The 22,357-nt window shown below is 39.0% G+C and carries 15 protein-coding genes, 1 tRNA gene and 1 pseudogene; 15 read left to right on the top strand and 2 right to left on the bottom strand.

Annotated features, from left to right (window positions below; all coding sequences use genetic code 11):
* Nucleotides 1-60 precede the first annotated feature (60 nt).
* On the top strand, nt 61-1,602 hold the full coding sequence (locus KG708_RS08955) for a PAS domain-containing methyl-accepting chemotaxis protein (protein ID WP_213609043.1): 1,542 nt from the start codon (nt 61-63) through the stop codon (nt 1,600-1,602).
* Between the two features lie 9 nt (nt 1,603-1,611).
* Nucleotides 1,612-4,161, top strand: a complete 2,550-nt coding sequence (locus tag KG708_RS08950) for an EAL domain-containing protein (RefSeq protein WP_213609042.1) — start codon at nt 1,612-1,614, stop codon at nt 4,159-4,161.
* 368 nt (nt 4,162-4,529) lie between these two features.
* Here KG708_RS08950 and KG708_RS08945 read toward each other — a convergent pair whose 3' ends face one another.
* Both KG708_RS08945 and KG708_RS08940 read right to left on the bottom strand, forming a co-directional pair.
* Complete coding sequence (locus KG708_RS08945; protein ID WP_213609041.1) at nt 4,530-4,976, bottom strand: transposase; 447 nt, start codon at nt 4,974-4,976, stop codon at nt 4,530-4,532.
* 446 nt (nt 4,977-5,422) lie between these two features.
* Nucleotides 5,423-5,498, bottom strand: a tRNA-His gene (locus KG708_RS08940).
* A 497-nt stretch (nt 5,499-5,995) separates the two neighbouring features.
* Between KG708_RS08940 and KG708_RS08935 the strand changes: the two genes are divergently transcribed.
* The 13 genes and pseudogenes from KG708_RS08935 to KG708_RS08875 all read left to right on the top strand — a co-directional run bounded on the left by KG708_RS08935 (nt 5,996) and on the right by KG708_RS08875 (nt 22,318).
* Complete coding sequence (locus KG708_RS08935; RefSeq protein ID WP_213609040.1) at nt 5,996-6,814, top strand: mechanosensitive ion channel domain-containing protein; 819 nt, start codon at nt 5,996-5,998, stop codon at nt 6,812-6,814.
* Nucleotides 6,815-6,876: 62 nt separating this feature from the next.
* On the top strand, nt 6,877-7,659 hold the full coding sequence (locus tag KG708_RS08930) for a DUF481 domain-containing protein (protein WP_213609039.1): 783 nt from the start codon (nt 6,877-6,879) through the stop codon (nt 7,657-7,659).
* Nucleotides 7,660-7,860: 201 nt separating this feature from the next.
* A complete protein-coding gene (gene rfaH, locus KG708_RS08925) occupies nt 7,861-8,343 on the top strand; it encodes a transcription/translation regulatory transformer protein RfaH (RefSeq protein ID WP_213609038.1) in 483 nt (160 codons plus the stop codon).
* Between the two features lie 664 nt (nt 8,344-9,007).
* Entirely contained in the window at nt 9,008-9,385 is a 378-nt protein-coding gene (locus KG708_RS08920) for a GxxExxY protein (RefSeq protein ID WP_213609037.1), read from the top strand.
* A gap of 624 nt (nt 9,386-10,009) precedes the next feature.
* The gene (locus KG708_RS08915; protein ID WP_213609036.1) at nt 10,010-11,125 is read left to right on the top strand and encodes a polysaccharide export protein; all 1,116 of its coding nucleotides are present in this window, start codon (nt 10,010-10,012) and stop codon (nt 11,123-11,125) included.
* Between the two features lie 8 nt (nt 11,126-11,133).
* On the top strand, nt 11,134-11,568 hold the full coding sequence (locus tag KG708_RS08910) for a low molecular weight protein-tyrosine-phosphatase (protein ID WP_213609035.1): 435 nt from the start codon (nt 11,134-11,136) through the stop codon (nt 11,566-11,568).
* A 14-nt stretch (nt 11,569-11,582) separates the two neighbouring features.
* Nucleotides 11,583-13,814 carry a polysaccharide biosynthesis tyrosine autokinase gene (locus KG708_RS08905; protein WP_213609034.1) on the top strand — a complete coding sequence of 744 codons (2,232 nt, stop codon included), beginning with the start codon at nt 11,583-11,585 and terminating at the stop codon, nt 13,812-13,814.
* Nucleotides 13,815-14,440: 626 nt separating this feature from the next.
* A complete protein-coding gene (locus KG708_RS08900) occupies nt 14,441-15,736 on the top strand; it encodes an oligosaccharide flippase family protein (RefSeq protein ID WP_213609033.1) in 1,296 nt (431 codons plus the stop codon).
* A complete protein-coding gene (locus KG708_RS08895; RefSeq protein ID WP_213609032.1) occupies nt 15,717-16,868 on the top strand; it encodes a CapA family protein in 1,152 nt (383 codons plus the stop codon). Before KG708_RS08900 ends, KG708_RS08895 begins: the two co-directional genes overlap by 20 nt.
* Entirely contained in the window at nt 16,861-18,651 is a 1,791-nt protein-coding gene (locus KG708_RS08890) for a hypothetical protein (protein WP_213609031.1), read from the top strand. The genes KG708_RS08895 and KG708_RS08890 overlap by 8 nt, the downstream gene beginning before the upstream one ends.
* A 93-nt stretch (nt 18,652-18,744) precedes the next feature.
* Nucleotides 18,745-20,013 carry an oligosaccharide repeat unit polymerase gene (locus KG708_RS08885; RefSeq protein ID WP_213609030.1) on the top strand — a complete coding sequence of 423 codons (1,269 nt, stop codon included), beginning with the start codon at nt 18,745-18,747 and terminating at the stop codon, nt 20,011-20,013.
* A gap of 93 nt (nt 20,014-20,106) precedes the next feature.
* Nucleotides 20,107-20,862: pseudogene (locus KG708_RS08880) on the top strand (ISAs1 family transposase); the annotation flags it as partial.
* A 331-nt stretch (nt 20,863-21,193) separates the two neighbouring features.
* Nucleotides 21,194-22,318, top strand: a complete 1,125-nt coding sequence (locus KG708_RS08875; protein ID WP_213609028.1) for a glycosyltransferase — start codon at nt 21,194-21,196, stop codon at nt 22,316-22,318.
* Nucleotides 22,319-22,357 lie beyond the last annotated feature (39 nt).

Raw genomic sequence — 22,357 nt, 5'->3', positions numbered from 1 at the left:
TTTTAAACATCTATAAACTAATATCCGCCCCCAATCGCCCTAGAGTAAAGTAAAGCCATTATGAGTAGAAGAAATCAAGCAACGGTAGACCAGGAAGTTTCGTTCGGCATTGACGAAGAACTCGTTTCTACAACAGATTTACGGGGAGTTATCACCTATGCAAACGATAGCTTTTGTAAAGTGTCAGGGTATACCATTAATGAGCTAACGGGAAAAAACCACAATATGGTTCGCCACCCAGACATGCCATCAGCGGCATTTGCCGATATGTGGTCTAATTTAAAAAACGACACCGCATGGCGAGGGGCAGTAAAAAATAGATGTAAAGACGGGCGTTATTATTGGGTTGATGCTTTTGTTTCCCCTATTTATGAAAATGGTAAAAAAGTCGGTTATCAATCGGTTCGCCAACAACTTCTTCCTGAATATAAAAGCCGTGCAGAAAAGCTTTACCAACGTTTAAACAACGGTCAATCAATTACGCCTTTAAGTGAACAATTAGCTGCATTTAAATTGCCGCTATTTATTGGCTGTGCAGCGTTAATTGCTTGGTTAACAAGTTACATGTTCTGGTTATGTTTATTGTTTATTCCTTTGCCTTTTATTATTTTTTATGAAGAATTAATCCGCTCGCAAGGTGTTTTTAAAAAAGCCAAAAAAGGCCCCGACAGTATCTCTCGGCATGTTTATTCGGGCAGCGACAGTTTTAGCTTTACAGATTTTAAAATTAAACTGCTTGAGGGCAAAGTAACCACTATTATTGGCCGTGTTATGGATGGGACAATCAGCCTGAAAAAAGGCGCCGATTCACTAAAAATGTGCGCCGAAGCAGCGCAAGCTGGGGTCGAAAAAGAAGCGTCTGAATTACACCAAGTGTCATCGGCGGTTGAAGAAATGGTGCACTCAATAGATGAGGTAGCTAAAAACACCTTAGTAACCAATCAGCGAGTTCAGCATGCTCACAAAGATTGCGAAGCAGCAACACAGGCTATGTCTGGTACAATGCAAGAGGTTTCACTTTTAGCTTGTGAGGTTGATAAATCAGCCAGTTCAGCGGTTGAGCTTGCCACAGAAGCTGAAAAAATTAGTGATATAATGCAAGAAATTCAAGGCATAGCCGATCAAACCAATTTACTTGCCCTTAATGCCGCCATTGAGGCAGCCCGCGCAGGTGAGCATGGTAGAGGGTTTTCTGTGGTTGCCGATGAAGTGCGAGCACTATCGAGCAGAACCCACTCGGCAACAGAGCAAATTCAAGTCTCTATATCACAAATGCAATCAAAGTTACTTAATTTGTCAAAAACCATGGAAACAGGCAAAAAGGTTGCTGAAACATGTGTTAAAGAAACACGTAACACCCAAGATTTTGTTTCAAAGGTGTATGCTGCCATAACGGATATTTCTGACTTAGCAACGCAAATTTCAACCGCGGCAGAAGAGCAAAGTATGGTCTCGCAAGAAATTAGCCGTAATATTACTAATATCAGTAGTGCGTCTGCAGATAACTTAGCCCAAGCGCACTGCGTAGGTGCCGAGTCTGATGCCATTGAAAAGCGCTCTAAAGCACTAGCATCGCTTGGTCTTTCTTTTAAAGTTGAGTAGTAAAATAAAGTGAGTAAACATATTAAACGCGCTGATATAGGCACAGTTCACGATGCATCGTATTCACAGTGCGCAAACTTAAGTGTGCAGTTAAAAGCATTACAACAAGAAATAAAAGCAGATTACCTATTTATTGCCTCTGTTGATGAGCATAAATTAGCAACTACGCAACTGGTTTTAAACAACTCACATATAGTTGAAAACTTTAGCTACCCGTTAAAAGGCTCACCCTGTGAACCACTTTTAACGCAAAAAGTGTGTTTTATTACCCACAACTTACAGCTGAGCTACCCTAAAAGTAAATTATTACAAAACATAGATGCCAGTGCCTATATTGGCGCCGCTATTTTAAATGAAGATGGGTTACTAACCGGCGTGTTAGTGGGGCTATACGTTAATAACAGTCAATCGTTAGAGCAGCATAAATCAACCTTATTAAGCTTTGCAAACTATGCAAGTGTTTACCTACAAACGTGCTTTTTAGACAATAAATCAACCAATCAAGCGTTATTATTCAATGCGGTTGAAAGCATGGCAAAAATAGGTACTTGGGAATATAAAATTTCAACGGATGAATTACTTTACTCACCCGAGGTTTATAAAATTTATGGGCTTGCTAGCAATACAAAAATGACCTCTGCTCAAGCAATAGAGCACTATGCCGGGGAAACAGAACAAGCACGAATACGCTATTTGTTTGAACGACTACAAACATTGGGCCTTCCGTATTGCGAAGATTTTAAATTTATAGATGCGCAAGGGCAAAAAAAGTGGGTTCGTACTAGCGGCCATCCCGTATTTAATAATGATGGGTTAAGTGCCGTTCAGGGCGCTTTTGAAGATGTTACGCTAGAGTACGAACTAAAAGCCAAAGTAGAAAACAAAAACAACCGCCTTGAAACCATTTTAGATAACCTTAATGATGCAGTTATTACCATTAATCAAAAAGGGGTTATTGTTCACTGTAATAAAACAGCGCTTAGCATGTTTGGTTATAAGCACACTGAAATGTTAGGGCTATGCATAAATAATTTAATGCCAGAACCTTACGCCTCTAAGCACCACTCGTATATGCAACATTACGAGCAAACAGGCGAAGGCAAAATAATTGGCGTAGGCAGGCAGTTACCCGCACAAAAAAAAGATGGCACTATTTTTCAAATTGAATTGTCGCTAACTAAAGCGCAAAACGATGCTTCAATAGAATACATTGGTGTAGTAAGAGACATAAGCGAAAAACTCAAAGCGCAAGACACCATATATAACTTAGCCTATTCAGACCCCATTACAGGGCTAAAAAATAGACGCTGGTTTGAACGCGAATGCAGAAGTTTGCTGCAAATTGCTAGCTTAAATAATAGCTATATTTATGCCTCTTTATTAGATATGGATAAATTAGCACAGTTTAACTTTAAGTACGGTATTGAAGCAGGTAACGAAGCGCTCATACACACCGCCAAAAAGCTCTCTTTAGCAGTAGAAGGAGAGTACAAAATTTATAAAAGCGGCGTTGATTCATTTTTATTTGTAAGTGCTTACCCAAATAGTAGTTTGCTAGATTTAGAGCAAAAGCAAAAACAAATAGATTCAAAAATTTTAGCACTTGAAAACTACACGCATAAAATCAGCGATCTCGACGTAATGTTAACAGCCTCTTTAGGCAGTACCATTATTGAAGCCAGTAAAGACTCTTACGAATCCATGTTTAATAAATTAGAGTATTCATTAAAACAAGCTAAAAAGCTGGCGCCATTTGGTTATTATTTTGCTGATTTAGATGCATTAAAACGCTATGAGCGAACCAATAAAATTCGTTATTTACTAATAAATATTGATCAAAGTGAGGAATTAAAGCTAGTCCTTCAACCCCAATATAGTAACGAGCACACCTTTGGCTCATCAGAGGCATTACTGCGTTGGCACTCTGAGGAGCTGGGTATTATTAGCCCCGCTGAATTTATACCCATAGCAGAAGAAAGTGAAGCCATTATAAAAATAGGCGACTGGGTGATTAATCAGGTTTGTAAGTTATTACACCAAGTAGGTCAGTCAGGCAAAAACACCTGTATAGCCGTTAATATAAGTGCTAAGCAAATAGTCGCACCCGACTTTCAAGAAAAGCTATTAGCTAGCGTATACAAATGGCAAATACCACCGGGTAATTTAATGATTGAGCTAACCGAAACCACCCTAGTGTCAGACATAGAGCAAGTAAAACACACTATGCTTGGGCTCAATAAAATGGGGTTTAGATTTTCGATTGACGACTTTGGCACCGGCTACTCAAGCTTAAGTTATTTAAAAGAGCTGCCTATTTCAGAGCTTAAAATAGATAAATACTTTGTAGATGGCATTACGGATGTTGAAGATAACTCCAGTAGAACAATTGTAAATATGATCATTGATATGGCAAAAGCACTCGGCGTAAACAGCGTAGCCGAAGGCGTTGAAGACCCCGCACAATTTGATTATTTAAAACAACGCGGTTGTAACTTATTTCAAGGCTATTTATTTTCAAAACCACTACCCATTGAACAATGGAAAGAACGCCTTAAATAAACGGCAACGGAGCGCGGGCAAAGGGCGACGAGTTGCGGGAAACCACCGCGTTTTAATTGAACGAAGGCGGAGATATTCCGCGCATATGTAGCAGCGGATTTATTCCGCGTCTTTTTAAAGGTTAAAGGCAAAAGGTTAAAGGCAGAGATTAAGCCAAGCACAGTGTTTTTATTGAACGAAGGCGGAGATATTCCGCGCACATGTAGCAGCGGATTTATTCCGCGTCTTTTTAAAGGTTAAAGACAAAAGGTTAAAGGCAGAGATTAAGCCAAGCACAGTGTTTTTATTGAACGAAGGCGGAGGTATCCCGCGTCTTTTAAAAACTCGGTGACGCGGGGTAAACCCGCTGCTACACGTCGGCTGTAATATTAAACATAAACGCAATCCCAATAAGGGTAATCTGCAACATTGGCTATTAACTTTGCCCTCAAAGGATTGGCAATAATATAACGAGCGCTTGCTATAAGATCTTCTTCATTACGAATTAAATGATCGTAATATCCTTTTTGCCACAATCTATAAACCTCAAACTGATAAAAACTCGCGGCAGTTCTACCTTTAAAAAGACGAACTATATTTGAAAGCGTATTGTTTGAAAGTATTTGAAATTGCCAATGTAAGTGGTCTGGCATAATAACAAATGCGATTGATTTTATTCGTTGTTCTCGTTCTAGCTCTTGCATATGTTTTATTAAACAACGATTCATATTAAGTTTAGTAAAAAGCTTATTACGATTATGGGATACCATAGTGACAATATAGTAATGATTAGTTAATGAGACCCTTCCTTTCCTGAGTCGATAAGCCTTCTTCATAGCGATTCCTTGCGCATAAAGAATAAAGTGTAGCAGCGATTTCACATCGCGTCAGGGTTTTATAAAAAGCATAAAATAATGACATAATTAAACGCGGGGTAAACCCGCTGCTACAGGGTTGTTTTTTAATCATTGGTAGCAGCGACTTTATGTCGCGTCAGGGTTTTATAAGTAGCAGCGACTTCATGTCGCGTCAGGGTTTTATAAAAAGCATAAAATAATGACATAATTAAACGCGGGGTAAACCCGCTGCTACAGGTGATGTTTGTAGAGCTATGGTAGCAGCGACTTTATGTCGCGTCAGGGTTAAGATCTAATTAATGCATAAGGTAAACTCATGCCTACAGACAGTTGGCGTAGTTTCTTTATTTTTGACTTGGCTTTGGATCGGGTAAATATAATTTAGAGATTAACTTTAGATATTACTGAGGAGACTTATAAAAGAGTGGGGCGATTGACGGGGCTCGAACCCGCGACAACCGGAATCACAATCCGGGGCTCTACCAACTGAGCTACAACCGCCACTACAAACACCTTGTTTGGTGTGGCGCGCATAATACATAATATCCCTATGCTTGTGAAGCAAAAAATCAAAAAAAATTAAACTTATTATAATTATTCTATATTTAAGCTATTGGCAACGGGCAACGGGCAACGGGCAACGGGCAACGGGCAACGGGCAACGGGCAACAGGCAACGGGCAACGGGCAATGGGGCGCGGGTAGACATTAAACCTAAAACATGCGCGAGGTAAACTCCCGCCTACGTTTAATCACCGCGTTTTAATTGTTTTGTAGGCGGGGCTTTATGCCGCGCACATGTAGCGGGTTTACCCCACGTCTTTTTTTAAAGGCGAAAGGCGAAAGGTGAAAGGCGAAAGGTTAAAGGTTAAAGGCGGAGGGCTTCGGGCGACGGGTTACGCACCTAAAACCTCATAAAACGCTGTTGCAAACACCTATTAAAGATTTACAATACAATAAACAACAAACTAAACTGCTTAAAAACACTCAGGAGTTAATATGGATTCAATACTCAATTGGCTGAATGAAAATTCAAGCTTAATCTTACACTACGGTATTCAAGCAGTTATAGCGCTTGTTATATTTTTACTTGGCGGCCGCATTGCCAAGTTTTGTGCAAAACTAACCGAAAAAGCATTCGACAAGAAAAAAGTAGATAAAGCGGTTTCATCGTTTGTCTCTAGTATTGTGTATGCCATTGTATTTGCAGCCACTATTTTAATGGCGCTGTCGCAAATTGGTATTGAAACAACCTCATTTATTGCCATTTTAGGTGCGGCCGGTTTAGCGGTTGGTTTAGCGCTACAAGGGTCACTATCTAACTTTGCCTCTGGCGTGTTAATTATTTTACTTCGCCCATTTAGATCAGGCGACTACGTAGAAGCAGGCGGCAAAGCCGGCACAATTAAAAAAATTGAAATATTCTCAACAGAAATGCGCACCCCCGATAACAAAGTTATTGTAATGCCCAACTCAAAAATAATGTCAGACGCCATAATTAACTACTCTCGCGAAGCAACACGCCGCATAGACCTAGTGATTGGCGTAGGCTACGACGCCGACCTACGTAAAGCCAAAGAAGTACTTAAATCTGTGCTCGACAACGAACCGCGTATTTTAAAAGACCCAGCATACAACGTATCGGTATCTGAACTTGCCGACTCAAGCGTTAACTTTATTGTGCGCCCATGGGTTAACTCAGCAGATTACTGGCCAACCTACTGGTCGTTAATGGAAAACATTAAAATAGCGTTAGACGACGCCGACATTACCATTCCATTTCCGCAAATGGATGTACATTTACACAAGCAAAATTAATTAAAGCAGCGCTTAGCGCTGTTTTAAACAAAGCATAAACATATTTACAGGGTTAATTTTTAATGAAACGTAAGCTTTTATCAATTTTAGTAGCCAGTGTTGCTACAACTAACGCATTTGCAGCAGAGCAAGACCAAAAAACCTGGGAAGTAACCAGCGAAGTAGGCGCCATTATCACCAGCGGTAACACCGAAACCACCACCCTAAAAGGCGGCATTAAAGTGTTACACAGCCTAGAAAGCTGGAATAACGAATACAAGCTAGACGGCATCTACAAAGAAGACGAAGTAGAAAACAGCAATGGCAATAAAGAATCGCAGCGCACCAACGAAAAATATTCTATTTCAGCGCAGGGTAATTACAAAATAAACGAAAAACACTCGCACTTATTTTTATACGGCTCACACGTTTCTGACTACTTTGGTGCATACCGCAGTGAGTCGGTTGTTTCAGCGGGTTATGGTTTACGTTTACTCGACGAGTCAAACATGAAACTAAACGCCGAAATTGGTCCGGGTTATAAATATTTTAAATACCCAGATGTAAGCACAGAAGTAGATGAAAACGGCAACTCACTTGCCGGCGAGTACGAAGGCGAAGTAATTGCCTTAGGTAAATTAGATTACAGCTGGAAAATTTCAGACAACGCCCGTTTTACCCAGTTAGTATCGGTAGAGTACGGTGACACCAACACCAAAACGCGCTCAGAAACTGCATTACTCACTAAAATAAACGGTTCGTTGCAAATGAAGGTTGCTTACAATATCACCAACAACTCAGACGTTGCCGACGATAAAGAAGCCACCGACACCGAGACCTCACTCACCTTGGTTTACAGCTTTTAAACCCTTTTTTTGTAATAAAATAAAAAAGGGTTAAAACCCTTTTTTATTTTCTGCAAATTAATGTATTATGCACGCCTAATTTAGGTGAAGGGTTAGGTAACACCTGCATGTAAGCGTAACTAAGCACTTACAGTTTAACTACCTAAGCTACTTACAGCCTGTAAAAGTTTTAAATATAAGCACAAGTGTATTAGGGTGACTATGGATAGTTGGTACTTATTATTTTGTAAATCTGGGCAAGAGGCCCGCGCGCAGGTTAATTTACAAAACCAAGGGATTGAATCCTTTTTTGCCCAATTAAAAGTTGAAAAAATAATTAGGGGTCGTCGCACCCTTAAAGAATCAGCTTTATTTCCAAATTACTTATTCGTTAAACTAAATCCACACACCGGCAACTTTGCTGCGGTTAAAAATACCCGCGGCGTAAGCGGTTTTGTGTCGTATGGCGCATCTTATCAATTAGTACCCGAACAACTTATTAACGAATTAAAAAACGTTGAGCAAACTCAACACAACGGCAACCTCCCCCAGTCCGGCGATTTAGTGTACCTTAACAACGGCTCATTTAAAGACGTACAAGCAATATACAAAGAACCCGACGGCGACATGCGCAGCATATTGTTAGTAAACATGCTTAATAAACAAGTAGAAATGAGCGTAGAGAACAAAGATATAGAGTGTTAGGTTGAAGGTTAAAGGCGAAAGGCGAAAGGCGAAAGGTTAAAGGCGAAAGGTTAAAGGCGAAAGGTTAAAGGCGAAAGGTTACGAGCGGCGGGCTGCGAGGCGCGGGTAAATTAAAATAGCCTGTAGGCGGGGCTTCACGCCGCGCACATGTAGCAGCGGGTTTACCCCGCGTCTAAAACTAAAACTAGAAATAAATCAGAACGTAGGAACTGCAACCTAGGGGCGGAAGCGTGCCCGAAGGGCTAGACAAGCAAAAGATTTTAAGTGATTTATTCACAAATAGGTCAAGAGGCGCTGCGCTTAAGAGGAAAATAATAAGGGTTTTGTTCTCTCATTTACCCTCATTCACTTCTCTTTGTGCAAAAAGATCTTTAAGTGATTTATTTACAAAGAGGTTAATAGGCGCTGCGCTTAAGAGGAAAAGAATAAGGGTTTTGTTCTCTCATTTACGCTCATTGTTTTCTCTTTGTGCAAATGTTTTTAAGTGACTTGGTTCACAAATAGGTCAAGAGGCGCTGCGCTTAAGAGGAGGAAAATAAGATTTGTGTCTTCTCATTTACCCTCATTCACTTCTCTTTGTGCAAAAAGATCTTTAAGTGATTTATTCACAAAGAGGTTAAGAGAGCGCTGCGCTTTAGAGATAAATAATAGTTTTAGGACAAGTATGGATACTGATCTTCTCACACAAAAAGTTATTGGATGCGCTATTGAAGTACATAAACAATTGGGTCCAGGGTTATTAGAATCAACTTATGAAACTTGCCTTTTACTTGAATTGAAGCAAGCTGGAATAGATGCCAAGTATCAAGTTGAATTACCTATTTTATATAAAAATACAAACATTTACGCGGGTTATAGACTAGACATATTAATTACAAATGAATTGATTGTTGAATTAAAGTCTGTAGAGAAGTTATTACCAATCCATTCAGCGCAATTATTGACTTATATGAAGCTATCGAATGTAAGCACTGGTTTGTTGATAAACTTTAATACAACTAAACTTATCAATGGAATAAAGCGACTAAACTTAAAGTTTTAAGTGAATTTATACATAAAGAGAATGGGCGATCTATGTTTCAAAGGTGTAGTAAGTACTAATTGTTATGCATTCTCATTTACTCTCATTGTCTTCTCTTTGTGTAAAATGGTCTTGTTAGCGGGATTATGTCGCGAAAGGTTTTTAGTGATTTATTCACAAAGAGGTTAAGAGACGCTGCGCTTTAGAGGAAAATAATAAGGGTTTTGTTCTCTCATTTACGCTCATTGTTTTCTCTTTGTGCAGATGTTTTTAAGTGACTTGGTTCACAAATAGGTCAAGAGGCGCTGCGCTTAAGAGAAAGGTATAAATAGGTGTGTTTTCTCATTTACCCTCATTCACTTCTCTTTGTGCAAATGGGGTTTATAATTTTGCAGAACCTAGAACCTAGAACCTAGAACCTAGAACCTAGAACCTAGAACCTAGAACCTAGAACCTAAAACCTAGAACCTAAAACACTAAATCAACAAAAATTTAACTGCTTGTACAGTAAACGCGCAAGCAGCCTTGCACAGAAAACAGAGCCGTGGTTTAATTAGTCGGCAAAAAATAACAGCCATAAACTTAAAACACTAAAATAATCAGGTTTTAACAAAAATTGGTACTAATATTATTTGGGAACACACCATGGCGCTAAGCTGTAAAACACTTGTAGCATCACTCACGTTATTAACAATGACAGGGTGTACAATTATACCCGGTAGCCATTTTGAAGGGATTGAGTCGGGTGATCAAACTAAAAATCTCGAGCAAGATCTAGAAAAAATAAACATTAAAATCATAGATTCATCGCTTATTTCTCATCAAAAACAGCAGCGTAAACAGGCAAAGCCAATTTCTAGCCTAGCAGGCATAGACACCACAAATTACCAATACAAATTAGGTGTAGGCGATGTACTAACCATAGGTGTATGGGATCACCCCGAGCTAACCATACCCGCAGCTGTACAACGTACCGCCGAGTTTGACGGCTTTAGAGTACAAGCCGATGGCACAATAACCTATGCCTACGCACCAAATATTCAGGCCGCGGGTAAAACAGTACAACAAGTACACAGCGAGCTAGTTAAACGCCTAAGCCGAGTAATAGAAGACCCACAAGTTGACATAAAAGTAGTGGGCTTTCGTAGCCAAAAAGCCTACGTAACCGGCGAAGTAAACAAACCTGGCGTGTTACCAGTAACCGAAATACCACTTACCCTAATTGACGCGCTTAACCAAGCAGGCGGGTTAACAGAAGCCGCCGACTGGCGCACAGTCACCTTTACCCGAGGCGACAAAACCGAAGTAATTAAGCTAGATGACTTTTACGCAAATGGCGACATTTCGCAAAACCGTTTATTACAACATGGTGATATAGTGCACGTAAACCGTGACGACCTACAACGCGTGTTTGTACTAGGCGACGTTAAACGCGCAGGCACAGTAGATGTAAATCGCTACGGTTTAAACCTAGCCGAGGCACTCACTAACTCGGGCGGCTTAAACGAAAACACCGCCGACGCAAACGGCATATTTGTACTGCGTAAACGCAACCTAAAAACCGATGGGGTTATTGCCGATGTATACCAACTACACGCTAAAAATGTAGCCGCGCTGGTACTGGCCGAGCAATTTGAACTGCAACCGCACGACATAGTGTATGTAACATCGGCACCACTTGCCCGTTGGAACCGCGTAATAAGCTTATTATTACCGTCTATTGCAACTGTTGACTCAATTGACGACATAACAGCAAACTAAGGATAACGATGTTCGATTCTATTTTGGTGGTATGTGCCGGTAATATATGCCGCAGCCCAACAGCCGAATACCTATTAAAAAGTAAACTAACAGCTAAAAATATTACCGTATCGTCGGCCGGGTTAACCGCCCTTGAAGGCAAACCAGCCGACAGCCAAGCACAACAAATAGCAAGCGTGCACGGCATAGATATGAGCAAACACCAAGGTAGGCAAATTAGCTCAAGTTTAGTTGCACAAAACAGTGTAATTTTAGTCATGGAGCAACGCCACTTAACCGACCTATGCACACGTTACCCGCAGGCGCGTGGCAAAACCTTTTTATTAGGTAAGTGGATTAACGACGCAGAAATACCCGACCCCTACCGCCAAAGCCAAGAGGCCTTTGAGCATGTTTTCGCATTAATCGATAGCGCGTGTAGCGCTTGGCAAAAGTATTTATAAGGATAGGCTAGTACATGAATGCTCAGCCCACTGCAGTAGCAGCAAATAAGCAAAATAAGTTTGAACAAGCAAGCCAAGAAATAGACCTAATGGCCCTATTAGGTGCATTAATTGATCGTAAATATTTTATTATTGCGTTAACCACCGTATTTATGTTGGTAGGTGTAGTGTATGCGGTGCTTTCTACCCCGGTATACCAAGCAACCGCCATGATCCAAGTAGAAGATGGCGGCAGCTCAGTACCCGGGTTTGACGACATGGCAGGCATGTTTGAAAGTACCTCGGCTGCGGTGACCGAAATAGAGCTACTTAAATCGCGCAGCGTAATTGGCGAAGCGGTCGATACCCTAAAGCTTGATATAACAGCCGAGCCAAAATTATTCCCGTTTATTGGTAACCGTGCCTACCGCACCTTTACCCCAAGCACTCAAGGCGAATTGGCCGAGCCAAGCTTTGGTGCAAGCAGCTATGCATGGGGCGGCGAGTACATTAACGTATTTAGGTTTGACGTACCGCGCTCTGCCATTGGTAAAGGCTTTGTACTGGTGGCCGGTGAGGCAAACACCCTAAGCCTACTTAACAGCGAAGACGAGGTAATACTAAAAGGCAAAGTAGGGCAAGAGCTAAGCAGTGGCCAATTTAACCTAACCGTACGCGAGCTTAACGCCCGCCCAGGTACCGAGTTTATAATTACACGCCAAGACCGCCTAAACACCATACTCGACCTACAAGCCGCTATTGGCGCCAGCGAAAAAGGCAAAGACTCAGGCATAATTAACCTAAGCCTACAAAGCACTAAACCACGCTACGCCGAAAAAGTACTCGACAAAGTAGCCGGTATTTATGTACGCCGTAACGTAGAGCGTAACAGCGCCGAGGCGCAAAAATCACTCGAGTTTTTAGAAGTACAACTACCCGAAATTAAAAAGCAACTAGAATTTGCCGAGCAACGCTTTAACGACTACCAAATACAGCGCCAGTCAATTAACATAACACTCGAAACCCAAGGCGTGCTCGAGCAAGTAGTAGAGCTAGAAACAAAATTACAAGAGCTAGAGCTAAAACGCCTAGAGCTAAGCCGTAAGTTTAAAAAAGACCACCCCACTTACCAAGGCATTTTAGAGCAAATAAAAACAGTAGAAAAACAAAAGCAACGCTTTGTGGGTGAGGTAGGTAACTTACCCGAAACCCAGCAAGAGCTACTACGTTTAAAACGCGATGTAGAAGTAAGTAATGAAATTTACACCCTGCTGCTTGCTAAAACCCAAGAGCTCGACATAGTACGCGCCGGCACCGTAGGTAACGTACGCATTATAGACTACGCCGAGGTAAACACCTCAAAACCGGTTAAGCCTAAAAAAGCCCTAATAGTGGTGATGGCGACAATGCTGGGCGGCATGTTAGCAGTGGCCATTGTGCTGGTACAAAAAGCCATGCACAAAGGCGTAGAAGACGCCAACGAAATTGAAGCTATTGGCCTACCTGTATACGCCAGCGTACCGTATTCAGACTACCAAGAAAAACTCACCGGTTTTGGTAAAGCCCGCAAAAAGGCAAAGGCTAAATCGATATTAGCGCTCGACAACCCCGCCGACTTATCAATAGAGGCACTGCGCAGCTTACGTACCAGCTTACACTTTGCGATGATGGAAGCTAAAAACAACCTAATTGCTATATCGGGCCCAAGCCCAGGGGTAGGTAAGTCGTTTATATCGGTTAACTTAGCCGCGGTATTAGCGCAAAGCGGTAAAAAAGTACTCATAATAGATGCCGATATGCGCAAAGGTTACCTACAAACCCAGTTTGGCTTAAAATGGGACGACGGCCTAAGCGATTACCTATCAGGGCGTTTAACGCTGCAGCAAATTACTAAACCAACCAAGGTTGAGGGTTTAAATGTAATTACCCGCGGGCAAATACCACCAAACCCATCAGAGCTACTAATGCACAGTAACTTTAGTAAACTGGTAGAGGAAGTAAGCAGCCAATACGACCTAGTAATAATAGATACGCCACCTATACTAGCAGTAACCGACCCAGCCATTGTAAGCGCCCACACCGGCACTACCTTACTGGTAACCCGCTTTGGCCAAAACCACTTGCGTGAAATAGAACTCACCCGCAACCGCTTTGAGCAAAACGGCATAGACGTAAAAGGCGTAGTATTTAACGGCATACTTAAAAAAGCCAGCAACGCCTATGGCTATTACGGTTATTACAATTACGAGTATAAATCGGATAAATAAGTAAAAGGCGCTAGGAAGACAAAGGCTTTAGGAAAACAAAGGTTTTAGGTACTAGGTAAAGATTAAGCCAAGCACATGTAGCAGCGGGTTTACCCCGCGTCGGTTAGTAGCAGCGGGTTTACCCCGCGTATGTTTTAGGTTCGAAACCCGAAACCCGTAGCTTTTCTCTGTGTAGCACAGCGCCTCGGTGGTGCAAAATATTTTGTAGGCGGGGCTTTACGCCGCGCAGGTAAATTAAAATATCTTGTAGGCGGGGCTTTACGCCGCGCAGGTAAATTAAAATATTTGTAGGCGGGGCTTTACGCCGCGCAGGTAAATATAAAATATTTGTAGGCGGGGCTTTACGACGCGCACATGTAGCAGCGGGTTTACCCCGCGTATGTTTTAGGTTCGAAGCCCGAAACCCGTAGCTAGAGGCCCGTCGCCCGTTGCAAAAAGCCCGTAGCTGTTTTTAAGCTGATTAACCTAGAACCTAGAACCTAGAACCTAGAACCTAGAACCTAGAACCTAGAACCTAGAACCTAGAACCTAGAACCTAGGTGCTAGATAACGTATAGCGTAGCTAAAAATGCTATTTATCTATTTTTTATTAAGTGCATTGTTTCTAATGCTAAATATAAGTCAGCATGCTTAAAAAATTAAATACCAGTCAGTTTATCCGTAACGTAGTTGTTGTTGCCTCAGGCGCTGCTGGAGCACAAATGATTACAATGTTGTTCATGCCCCTAATTACTCGCCTTTACGGTGCTGAAGCTTTTGGTTTGTTAGGTGTGTTTACCGCTGTGTTAGCTGTAATATCACCCGTTGCAGCGCTTGCATACCCAATAGCTATTGTTTTACCCAAAGTTGATGATGATGCAAGAAGCATTGCCAAGCTAAGTTTACTAATCGCTTCTGTCGTCTCAATTATTACTTTTATTGTAATCTTTTTAACAAAAGAACCATTAATAACTTTGTTTAACCTACAGGCAATTAGTAGTTATTTGCTGCTTCTTCCCATCGCTTTATTTTTTGCAGCAACACAACAAATAATGCAGCAATGGTTAATTCGCAAGAAACAGTTTAAAGTTACTGCCCGAGTAGCAGTTAGCCAGTCATTGATAATGAATAGTCTGAAAGCAGCGGGGGGGGCATTCAACCCTATTGGTGCGATATTGATTTTTACTGCAACACTGGGTAATGCGTTATATACAATGCAATTATGGTTTGGTGCTCAAAAATGGTCTATTGAAACAGATAGAATTAACTCTGAAAATAGTTCTAAAAGTAACTTGAAAATACTTGCACATAAACACAGAGACTTTCCTTTATACCGAGCACCGCAACAGTTTATAAATGCTTTGTCGCAAAGTTTACCAGTACTTTTATTAGCAAGTTTATTTGGGCCAGCATCGGCTGGTTTTTATACTTTAGGAAAAACAGCATTGGGGGTACCTTCGACTTTAATTGGTAAAGCAGTCGGTGATGTATTTTATCCACGTATTACTGAAGCAGCACACAACAAAGAAAATTTATTTAACCTAATACGTAAAGCAACAATTATGTTAGCCGCAGCAGGTATTGTACCATTTGGAATTATTATTATCTTTGGGCCTGAGTTGTTTAGTTTTGTTTTTGGTACCGAGTGGGTTGTCGCAGGCGATTATGCTAGATGGTTGTCTGTATGGCTGTTCTTTATGTTCCTGAATCCTCCTAGTAATATGGCAATCCCTATTTTAGCTATTCAAAGATTTTATTTATTTTTTACTGTTTTTTCTATTTCTCTTCGGGCAGCAGCTTTAGTCACTGGATATTACCTTTATGAAAGCGATGTTATTAGTTTGGCATTTTTTTGTACTACAAGTGCAATTATAAATGCTCTAATCATCACTATTGTTTTATTTAAGAGTTACAGGTTCAATAATGGAAAATCAAATGGTTAAGCTTTTTGCATGTGGTGATATTGTTAACTATAACAATGCTAAAGGTGAATTACTCTCCGATGATTTAGCTCAAATTATTCAAAGTATGGATTATTCTGTTTGTAATTTTGAAGCTCCGATACAGGGGAAAGGTGCACCAGAACCTAAATCTGGTATTCACCATAGTCAAAGGGCTGAAACATTGTCAGGCCTGAAAAAACAGGGCTTTGATCTTGCGTTACTTGCAAATAACCATATGTTGGATTTTGGTAAAGATGGTTTGCAAGCAACAATTGATGAAGCACAAAGGGTAGGGCTTGACACCGTTGGTGCGGGAATAGATGAAAGAGAAGCATATAAACCTTTAATAAAAAAAATAGGTGATATCACAATTGGTATTATTAATGCGTGTGAAGCTCAATTCGGGGTCATTGATTACTTTAAGCGGAGTGAAAGTGCAGGATATGCATGGATTAATCACACTTTAATTGATAAAACGGTTCTAAAATTAAAAGAAGAATGTGATTTTGTTTTAATTTTTCCGCATGCAGGATTAGAGAATTATTCAATACCTCAGAAAGAGTGGCGTGAAAGATATAAGCACTTGTGTGACTTAGGTGCAGATGCTGTTATTGCTTCACATCCTCATGTTCCTCAAGGATATGAACAATATGGAAAAAGCTTGATTTTCTATAGTTTAGGTAATTTTTATTTTGACCCAGGTAAATGGGCCCATAGAAAAAATAGTTCATTCTCTGTTATCCTTACTATGAAAAAAAATAATGCTATAAATTTCGAGCCTGTGTACCATCATATGGATCAAGGTAAAGTTGAAATAACACAAGTAGACCAAAGAATAGATCTACACAATCTATGCTCGCTTCTTGGTGAAGGGTATGATCAGGCACATGATGAAATGGTTATAAGCGCATACCCGGATGTGAAGAAACACTTAATATCTTCATTCTTCTCTATTCCTATAGCTTTTTCTTTTAAAAGTTGGACGAAAGAGTTAGCCGCAACTTTACTAGGTCGAAGGAAGAATACGAATAAAGTACTTAAGGGAATGCACTTTACACGTAATGAGGCTTATTACTATGTCCTACGCCATGGATTAGAGTTAGAAGCAAAACAAGAGTTAAACAATGAGTGATTATCTTTTTAGTAGCTTGCAACAAACAGAAGGTAAGCTGGCTCAAATAATTGAAAATATCTATGACGTTGAACCTCCAGAGACGCAAGAGTTTCATGGTAACTGGGGAACGTTAGCCGTTAGTCAAGGCTATTATAATGGGTTTAAACCTTACGTGACGGAGCAACATATCTTTATTGTTATAGGTGGCCCTGTTCTTTATTTTCGAGATAATGACTTTCTGGTTGAAAATGACTCTTATATTGCAAGTAAAGCCATTTATGAACGATGGATTATTGAAAATAAAATGCAGTGGGATGAAGATTTAAGCGGACCATTCACTATACTATTAATAGATAAAAAAAATAAGACACTTAAAGTTGTTACTGATTTAATGGCATTCATCCCAGTTTATGCTCATCAAAGCAATCAGAGCTTATTTATTGGCACGCATGTTGATGCGCTAGCGAGTGTGCCCAAGAAAAACGTGAATTTAGATCTTGTTTCATTAGCTGATTTTGTCTTAAATGATGTAATTACATATCCATATACTGCCTATAAGAATATTTACCAGTTAGCTCCAGCGAGTCAAATTATATTTAGCCGTGAGTCTTATACTTCTAAAGTTAAAAGTTACTGGGAACCCAAAGAAAGCAATTCATACACCAATATAAAAGAAGCGTCTACAGCGCTAAGGGAAGGGCTGGATGGGTACGTTAATCGCGTAACTAATAAAATGAGCAAGGTCGCTCAGTTCATTTCAGGTGGGGAAGACTCCCGAGTACTTTCGGGAATATTACCTTCCCATTTACAAAGGGAAGCATATGTTTTTTTAGACTCTATGAATGTTGAAGGGAAGATAGCAAAAAAAGTTGCAGACATATACGGGGCAAACTTTACTGTGGGGTTCAGAGAGAAAACACATTATTTAGATATTTTACCTGAAGCTAGTAAACTTGTTGGAATGGGTCACCAGTATCATCATGCCCACAGTTTGGGGTTTGATAAAAAGTTTAAGCTGGCTGAGTATACCGCTGTATTTGGTGGGTATTTATCAGATTCACTTTTGAAATCACCTTATGCTTTGAGTTATACCAACACTGGTAGATACCCTTTTATCCCTGATGTTTTTAAAAAAGGTGAAACTCAAACTAAAAAAATAACTAGCACATTAATTAGCGAAGATATTTTATGTGCAATTAATAAAAGACGTTTAGCTCGCTTTAAAGTTATCAAAAAATTGAGGCCTATATCTGCTCATGAGTGGTTTGTTCTTTACCCTGCAACTATGAGAACTGCTATACCTAATCTTTATACTACTCGCCGACTATTTAGAAGCTACGAGCCATTTATGTGCAAGGAGTCTGTAAAAATTAGTGCATCTGTACCCACTCAATGGAAAAAAAATCGCCGTTTGTTTAATTCTGCAATGAAACCTTACTTAAAAGAAAGTAAATGGCTATTGCATGCAGATGGCCGCTTACCTTATTTTCCTTGGTGGGTTAACAGTCCTATACAGTTTTGTATCTGGCTATATCGTCATTTAGCTAAGCGAATCGGTATAGTCAAAGGAAATCAAGGCCCCTGGGGGGACTGGGTGGAAATGTCTAAAAGTACTGAATGGGAAAAAATAGTTAATAAGCATTGTGAACAAGTGGAGTGTATAGGCTTTGAACTGAAAAATGAAAAAATTCATGAAATATTGATGTCTGAAAATTTATTTGTACTAAAGAAAGTTAATTTATTACAAGTGATATTTAATAATAGAAATTTTATTAGTAGTTGTAGTAAAGATACTCAATAATTACGACGCAGTACCTATTTAGGTTGTTGATAAAATAAAAAAGAATATTCACCTTACTTGCGATAGGTTTGCTTTTTATAGGTACTATATATTATGTTACAGTTCTTTTTCCCATTTATAGTGTTTTTGACTCTACTTGTATTGGTTATAGCGAAAGATAAGTTTTACTCTAACTCCGTATTTTTAATTAGTATTTATTTTATTGGATTACTATCTTCTGTTGCTTTATCTTTTCTTAACGATAAATATGCCTACTTTTTAGATGTTTATTATCTTGGAAGTGTTTTTTTTACGTTAGCTATATTGATACTTTTATCCCCTTTTATAATCGTGAATAGTGAAAACTTTAGCACCTTGGTTATACCAGATAGAAATATATTGGATAAAATTTCTATAATACTTATTTTACTTTCATTTTTTTCATTTTTTAATTTTATCCCTGTTATATATCAAGTATTAAATACTGAAAACTTGAGTCAGTTTAGGTATTTACTAACAGCTGAAGGACACCCGTACATAAATGAAGGTTTAATCAATACGTTAGCTGGAGTTGTGGCAACTTTTTTTATCATACCTCTTACATTATCGTTTGTTTATATTTGTATTAATTATAGGCCGTTATTATCAATTTTATTGCTCATTTCATCATTATCATATCCCGTTTTTGTTTTCTCTTATTTTGGCCGTGATGGCGTGGTTTTTTGGGGGCTTGCTGTTGTTTTTAATTTAATATTATTTCGAAAGTTTATCCCTCCAATTAAATTGTTAAAAATAAAGCGATTGTTATTAGTGTTAATATTTGTATTCATCGTTGTATTTATCTTTATTTCATATCATCGATTTGGGGATCTCGGTTCTGTGCTTCTGTCAATACTAGATTACTTAGGGCAGCAATTTATCAACTTCTCTACTTCTGTAGATTTAGATACAGAGTTCCGAAACGGCTCACGTTCTTTTCCTCTTTTTTATGAGCTTTTTAGTAATTCAGAAAACTCTAGCTTATTAAGGCAACAGTATTCTTCTCAGCTTTATAATAATGGCTTTGAGTATATTTCATGGTCTTGGGGGACATTACTTTTAGATTTCTATCAAGATTTTTCGCTGTGGGGTGTCTTTTTTATTGTTTCATTGATGTCTATGACTTTTGTTTTATTGTTAAGGAGGGGGTTTAGTAATATCAATTTCTTTTCACTATTATTTTATGTTGGCTATTGTCAAATTTTAATTCAAGGATACTTTTATTTCAGGCAATATAATAATGTAGGCAATTTATATATAATAATTATTCTATTGATTGGTATATTAGGAAGAATAAAGTTGCCTACTTGTTTAAGTAGTGAAAAAATCAGAGCTGAATATTAGATTTGGTAATTACCCTGAAAATAATAACAACCAAAAGTAGGGTTTGCATAGTTTATATAAATGGATATCTACTCTGAAAAGGTTAAAATAATATTAAATATGGTTAGTGCCTTTAGTGCGGCAAACCAAGTTGTACTAGGACAAGTTAAGACTGCGGATAAAAGCAATGAAATAAAAGCGATCCCCGAACTGCTTGAAATGCTTTCCTTGCGAGGCTGTTTAGTGACGATTGATGCTATGGGATGCCAGAAGGATATAGCAGAAAAGATAGTCGCCCAAGATGCAGATTACCTCTTAGCGGGAAAAGGTAATCAAAAACGATTGGAGCAAGCGATTAGCCAAGTGTTTAATTCTAGTATGCTTAATAGTTTTGAAGGGGATAAATACGTCACTCAAGAGAAAGGGCATGGTCGTACAGAAACACGTTTGAGTATGGTTGTTCACGATACAGATTTCTTAGGCGATATAGCGCTTGATTGGGCTGGACTCTCCACAATTGGTATGGTCGTTTCAATTCGTCAAGAAGGTGATAAGCCAGCAGAAACAATGCAAATCAAGCACTACATAAGCTCAGCAGAACTGACGGCTAAAGCTTTACTAGAGAGCACGCGATCACATTGGAGCATCGAAAATCAGATGCACTGGCGATTAGACGTAGGTTTTAAAGAAGATGAATGTCGGATACGTCGAGAGCAAGCGGGTGAGAACTTAGCAGTTATAAGGCATATAGCTTTAAACCTGCTGACGGAAGAAGCTAGCTTCAAAGCAGGGATCAAAAGAAAGCAGAAAAAAGCAAACCGTAGCAATAGCTACCTTTCGCAAGTCCTTGCAGGGCAAGGGGCTTCGTAATCTTGCCCTGCTAAAGTGCTATATTACAAAGGAGTCACATTCAATTATTGTAGCAGACTTATATAATGTGAATCGCTGTTGATATATGAGCGTTTATTTTGAAAGTTAAAAACTGAGTAGTCTTCTTCACTGACGTACTCTAATTATTAAGAAGTTGATAAAAGTAATTAGTACTTACCTTGATGAGTTATTATAAAAGGCTCCCCTAAAGCGACCGAAGAAAAGTTTAATTCACTACCCAGGACAAATTGACCACAACAGCGACAACTTAGTTTAACTGTACACCTTTTTGTGTGTTTCATTTATTTCATCGCCTTTAAGGACGAACATTATGTTTCTAGAAAAAGATAGCAGAGCTCTTGTAATTGTATCTAGCTTATCTAAAACTTCATTAGCCTCTTCTGAGAGAGCGATTTACTTGACTAAAACACTTGTAAATAATGGAATTAACGTTACTGTTTTAACCGTTGCCGATGATGACATTGAGGATTTCGATGGAAAAGTTAAAGTTTATCAATGCTTAAGTATTACTCCTATATTCAAAAGTAAGTTTCTAAATCGAGTATTATCTCCTTTCCCTGATAGTTCATTTTTAAGGCTTTGGAAAAGTAAGAAAAAAATTTTAAAAGAACTAGGTACTAATTGGGATGTTGTAATTAGCTCAACTCCACCTCATTCAATAAACTTTTTAGCAGCATCAATTGTCAGCAAGTCTAATGCTAAATGGATTATTGATTTAAGAGATGCTTGGCAAGGTAATAGGCTCCATAAATATGGCACTCATTTCCATGAGTTCATCTCAAATCTAACATATAAGGCTTATCTAAATCGTTGCGATTTAGTTATAGCCAATACACAAAAACTAAAAGATGAAATTTTAAAGCATGGAATAGATACTGAAGTTAGAACTGTACCTAATGGCTACCCCAGAGATTATTATTCAACTAGGGTTGTAAGTACTAAATATGACTACCTGTACAGCGGGTCACATTACGGTTTTAAAGCTGTGGGTATCATTAATCAACTGCTTTCAAAATCTGATTCTGAGATTAAAGTAGCTTTTCTTGGCGATAAGTTTAGAAATATTGGAAGTTGTTATAGTCTAGGTAAAGTACCATCAAAAGATGTACCTAATTACCTGTATAGTGCTGCAGTTTTAGTTTTATATCTACCAAAAGAAGAGAAAGGATCTGCTAGAATATTATTAAAAGCTTATGGCTATGCAAAAGCAGGAAAACCTATCATTTATATAGGGCCTCAGAATGCTACATATGAATTTTTAAATGAATACTCCAATGTCATCCAAGTTCACGAAGATGATCCAAGCTCCATGTTGAAAGCTATAAAAGTTATTAAAAATAAAGAGTACAAAGTGAATTTAAAAGGCATTAATGCAGATTTTTCGTATGAAAAAAACTTTGAAACTAAGTTAATTGCGGATTTAAAAGAAGAATGATAGTTCTAATTAATGCCACGGCCGCTAAAAATGGAGGGG

The sequence above is a fragment of the Pseudoalteromonas sp. genome (assembly GCF_018402495.1).
Taxonomy (GTDB): Bacteria; Pseudomonadota; Gammaproteobacteria; order Enterobacterales; family Alteromonadaceae; genus Pseudoalteromonas.
The sequence above is the reverse complement of the archived record's forward strand: the minus strand, read 5'-3'. Positions and strand labels throughout refer to the sequence as shown.

What these genes read in the sequence shown, in the direction of transcription:
- KG708_RS08955 (WP_213609043.1), top strand. Translation starts at nt 61, where the DNA reads ATGAGTAGAAGAAATCAAGCAACGGTAGACCAGGAAGTTTCGTTCGGC.
- KG708_RS08945 (WP_213609041.1), bottom strand. Translation starts at nt 4,976, where the DNA reads ATGAAGAAGGCTTATCGACTCAGGAAAGGAAGGGTCTCATTAACTAAT.
- KG708_RS08935 (WP_213609040.1), top strand. Translation starts at nt 5,996, where the DNA reads ATGGATTCAATACTCAATTGGCTGAATGAAAATTCAAGCTTAATCTTA.
- KG708_RS08930 (WP_213609039.1), top strand. Translation starts at nt 6,877, where the DNA reads ATGAAACGTAAGCTTTTATCAATTTTAGTAGCCAGTGTTGCTACAACT.
- rfaH (WP_213609038.1), top strand. Translation starts at nt 7,861, where the DNA reads ATGGATAGTTGGTACTTATTATTTTGTAAATCTGGGCAAGAGGCCCGC.
- KG708_RS08920 (WP_213609037.1), top strand. Translation starts at nt 9,008, where the DNA reads ATGGATACTGATCTTCTCACACAAAAAGTTATTGGATGCGCTATTGAA.
- KG708_RS08915 (WP_213609036.1), top strand. Translation starts at nt 10,010, where the DNA reads ATGGCGCTAAGCTGTAAAACACTTGTAGCATCACTCACGTTATTAACA.
- KG708_RS08910 (WP_213609035.1), top strand. Translation starts at nt 11,134, where the DNA reads ATGTTCGATTCTATTTTGGTGGTATGTGCCGGTAATATATGCCGCAGC.
- KG708_RS08905 (WP_213609034.1), top strand. Translation starts at nt 11,583, where the DNA reads ATGAATGCTCAGCCCACTGCAGTAGCAGCAAATAAGCAAAATAAGTTT.
- KG708_RS08900 (WP_213609033.1), top strand. Translation starts at nt 14,441, where the DNA reads ATGCTTAAAAAATTAAATACCAGTCAGTTTATCCGTAACGTAGTTGTT.
- KG708_RS08895 (WP_213609032.1), top strand. Translation starts at nt 15,717, where the DNA reads ATGGAAAATCAAATGGTTAAGCTTTTTGCATGTGGTGATATTGTTAAC.
- KG708_RS08890 (WP_213609031.1), top strand. Translation starts at nt 16,861, where the DNA reads ATGAGTGATTATCTTTTTAGTAGCTTGCAACAAACAGAAGGTAAGCTG.
- KG708_RS08885 (WP_213609030.1), top strand. Translation starts at nt 18,745, where the DNA reads ATGTTACAGTTCTTTTTCCCATTTATAGTGTTTTTGACTCTACTTGTA.
- KG708_RS08875 (WP_213609028.1), top strand. Translation starts at nt 21,194, where the DNA reads ATGTTTCTAGAAAAAGATAGCAGAGCTCTTGTAATTGTATCTAGCTTA.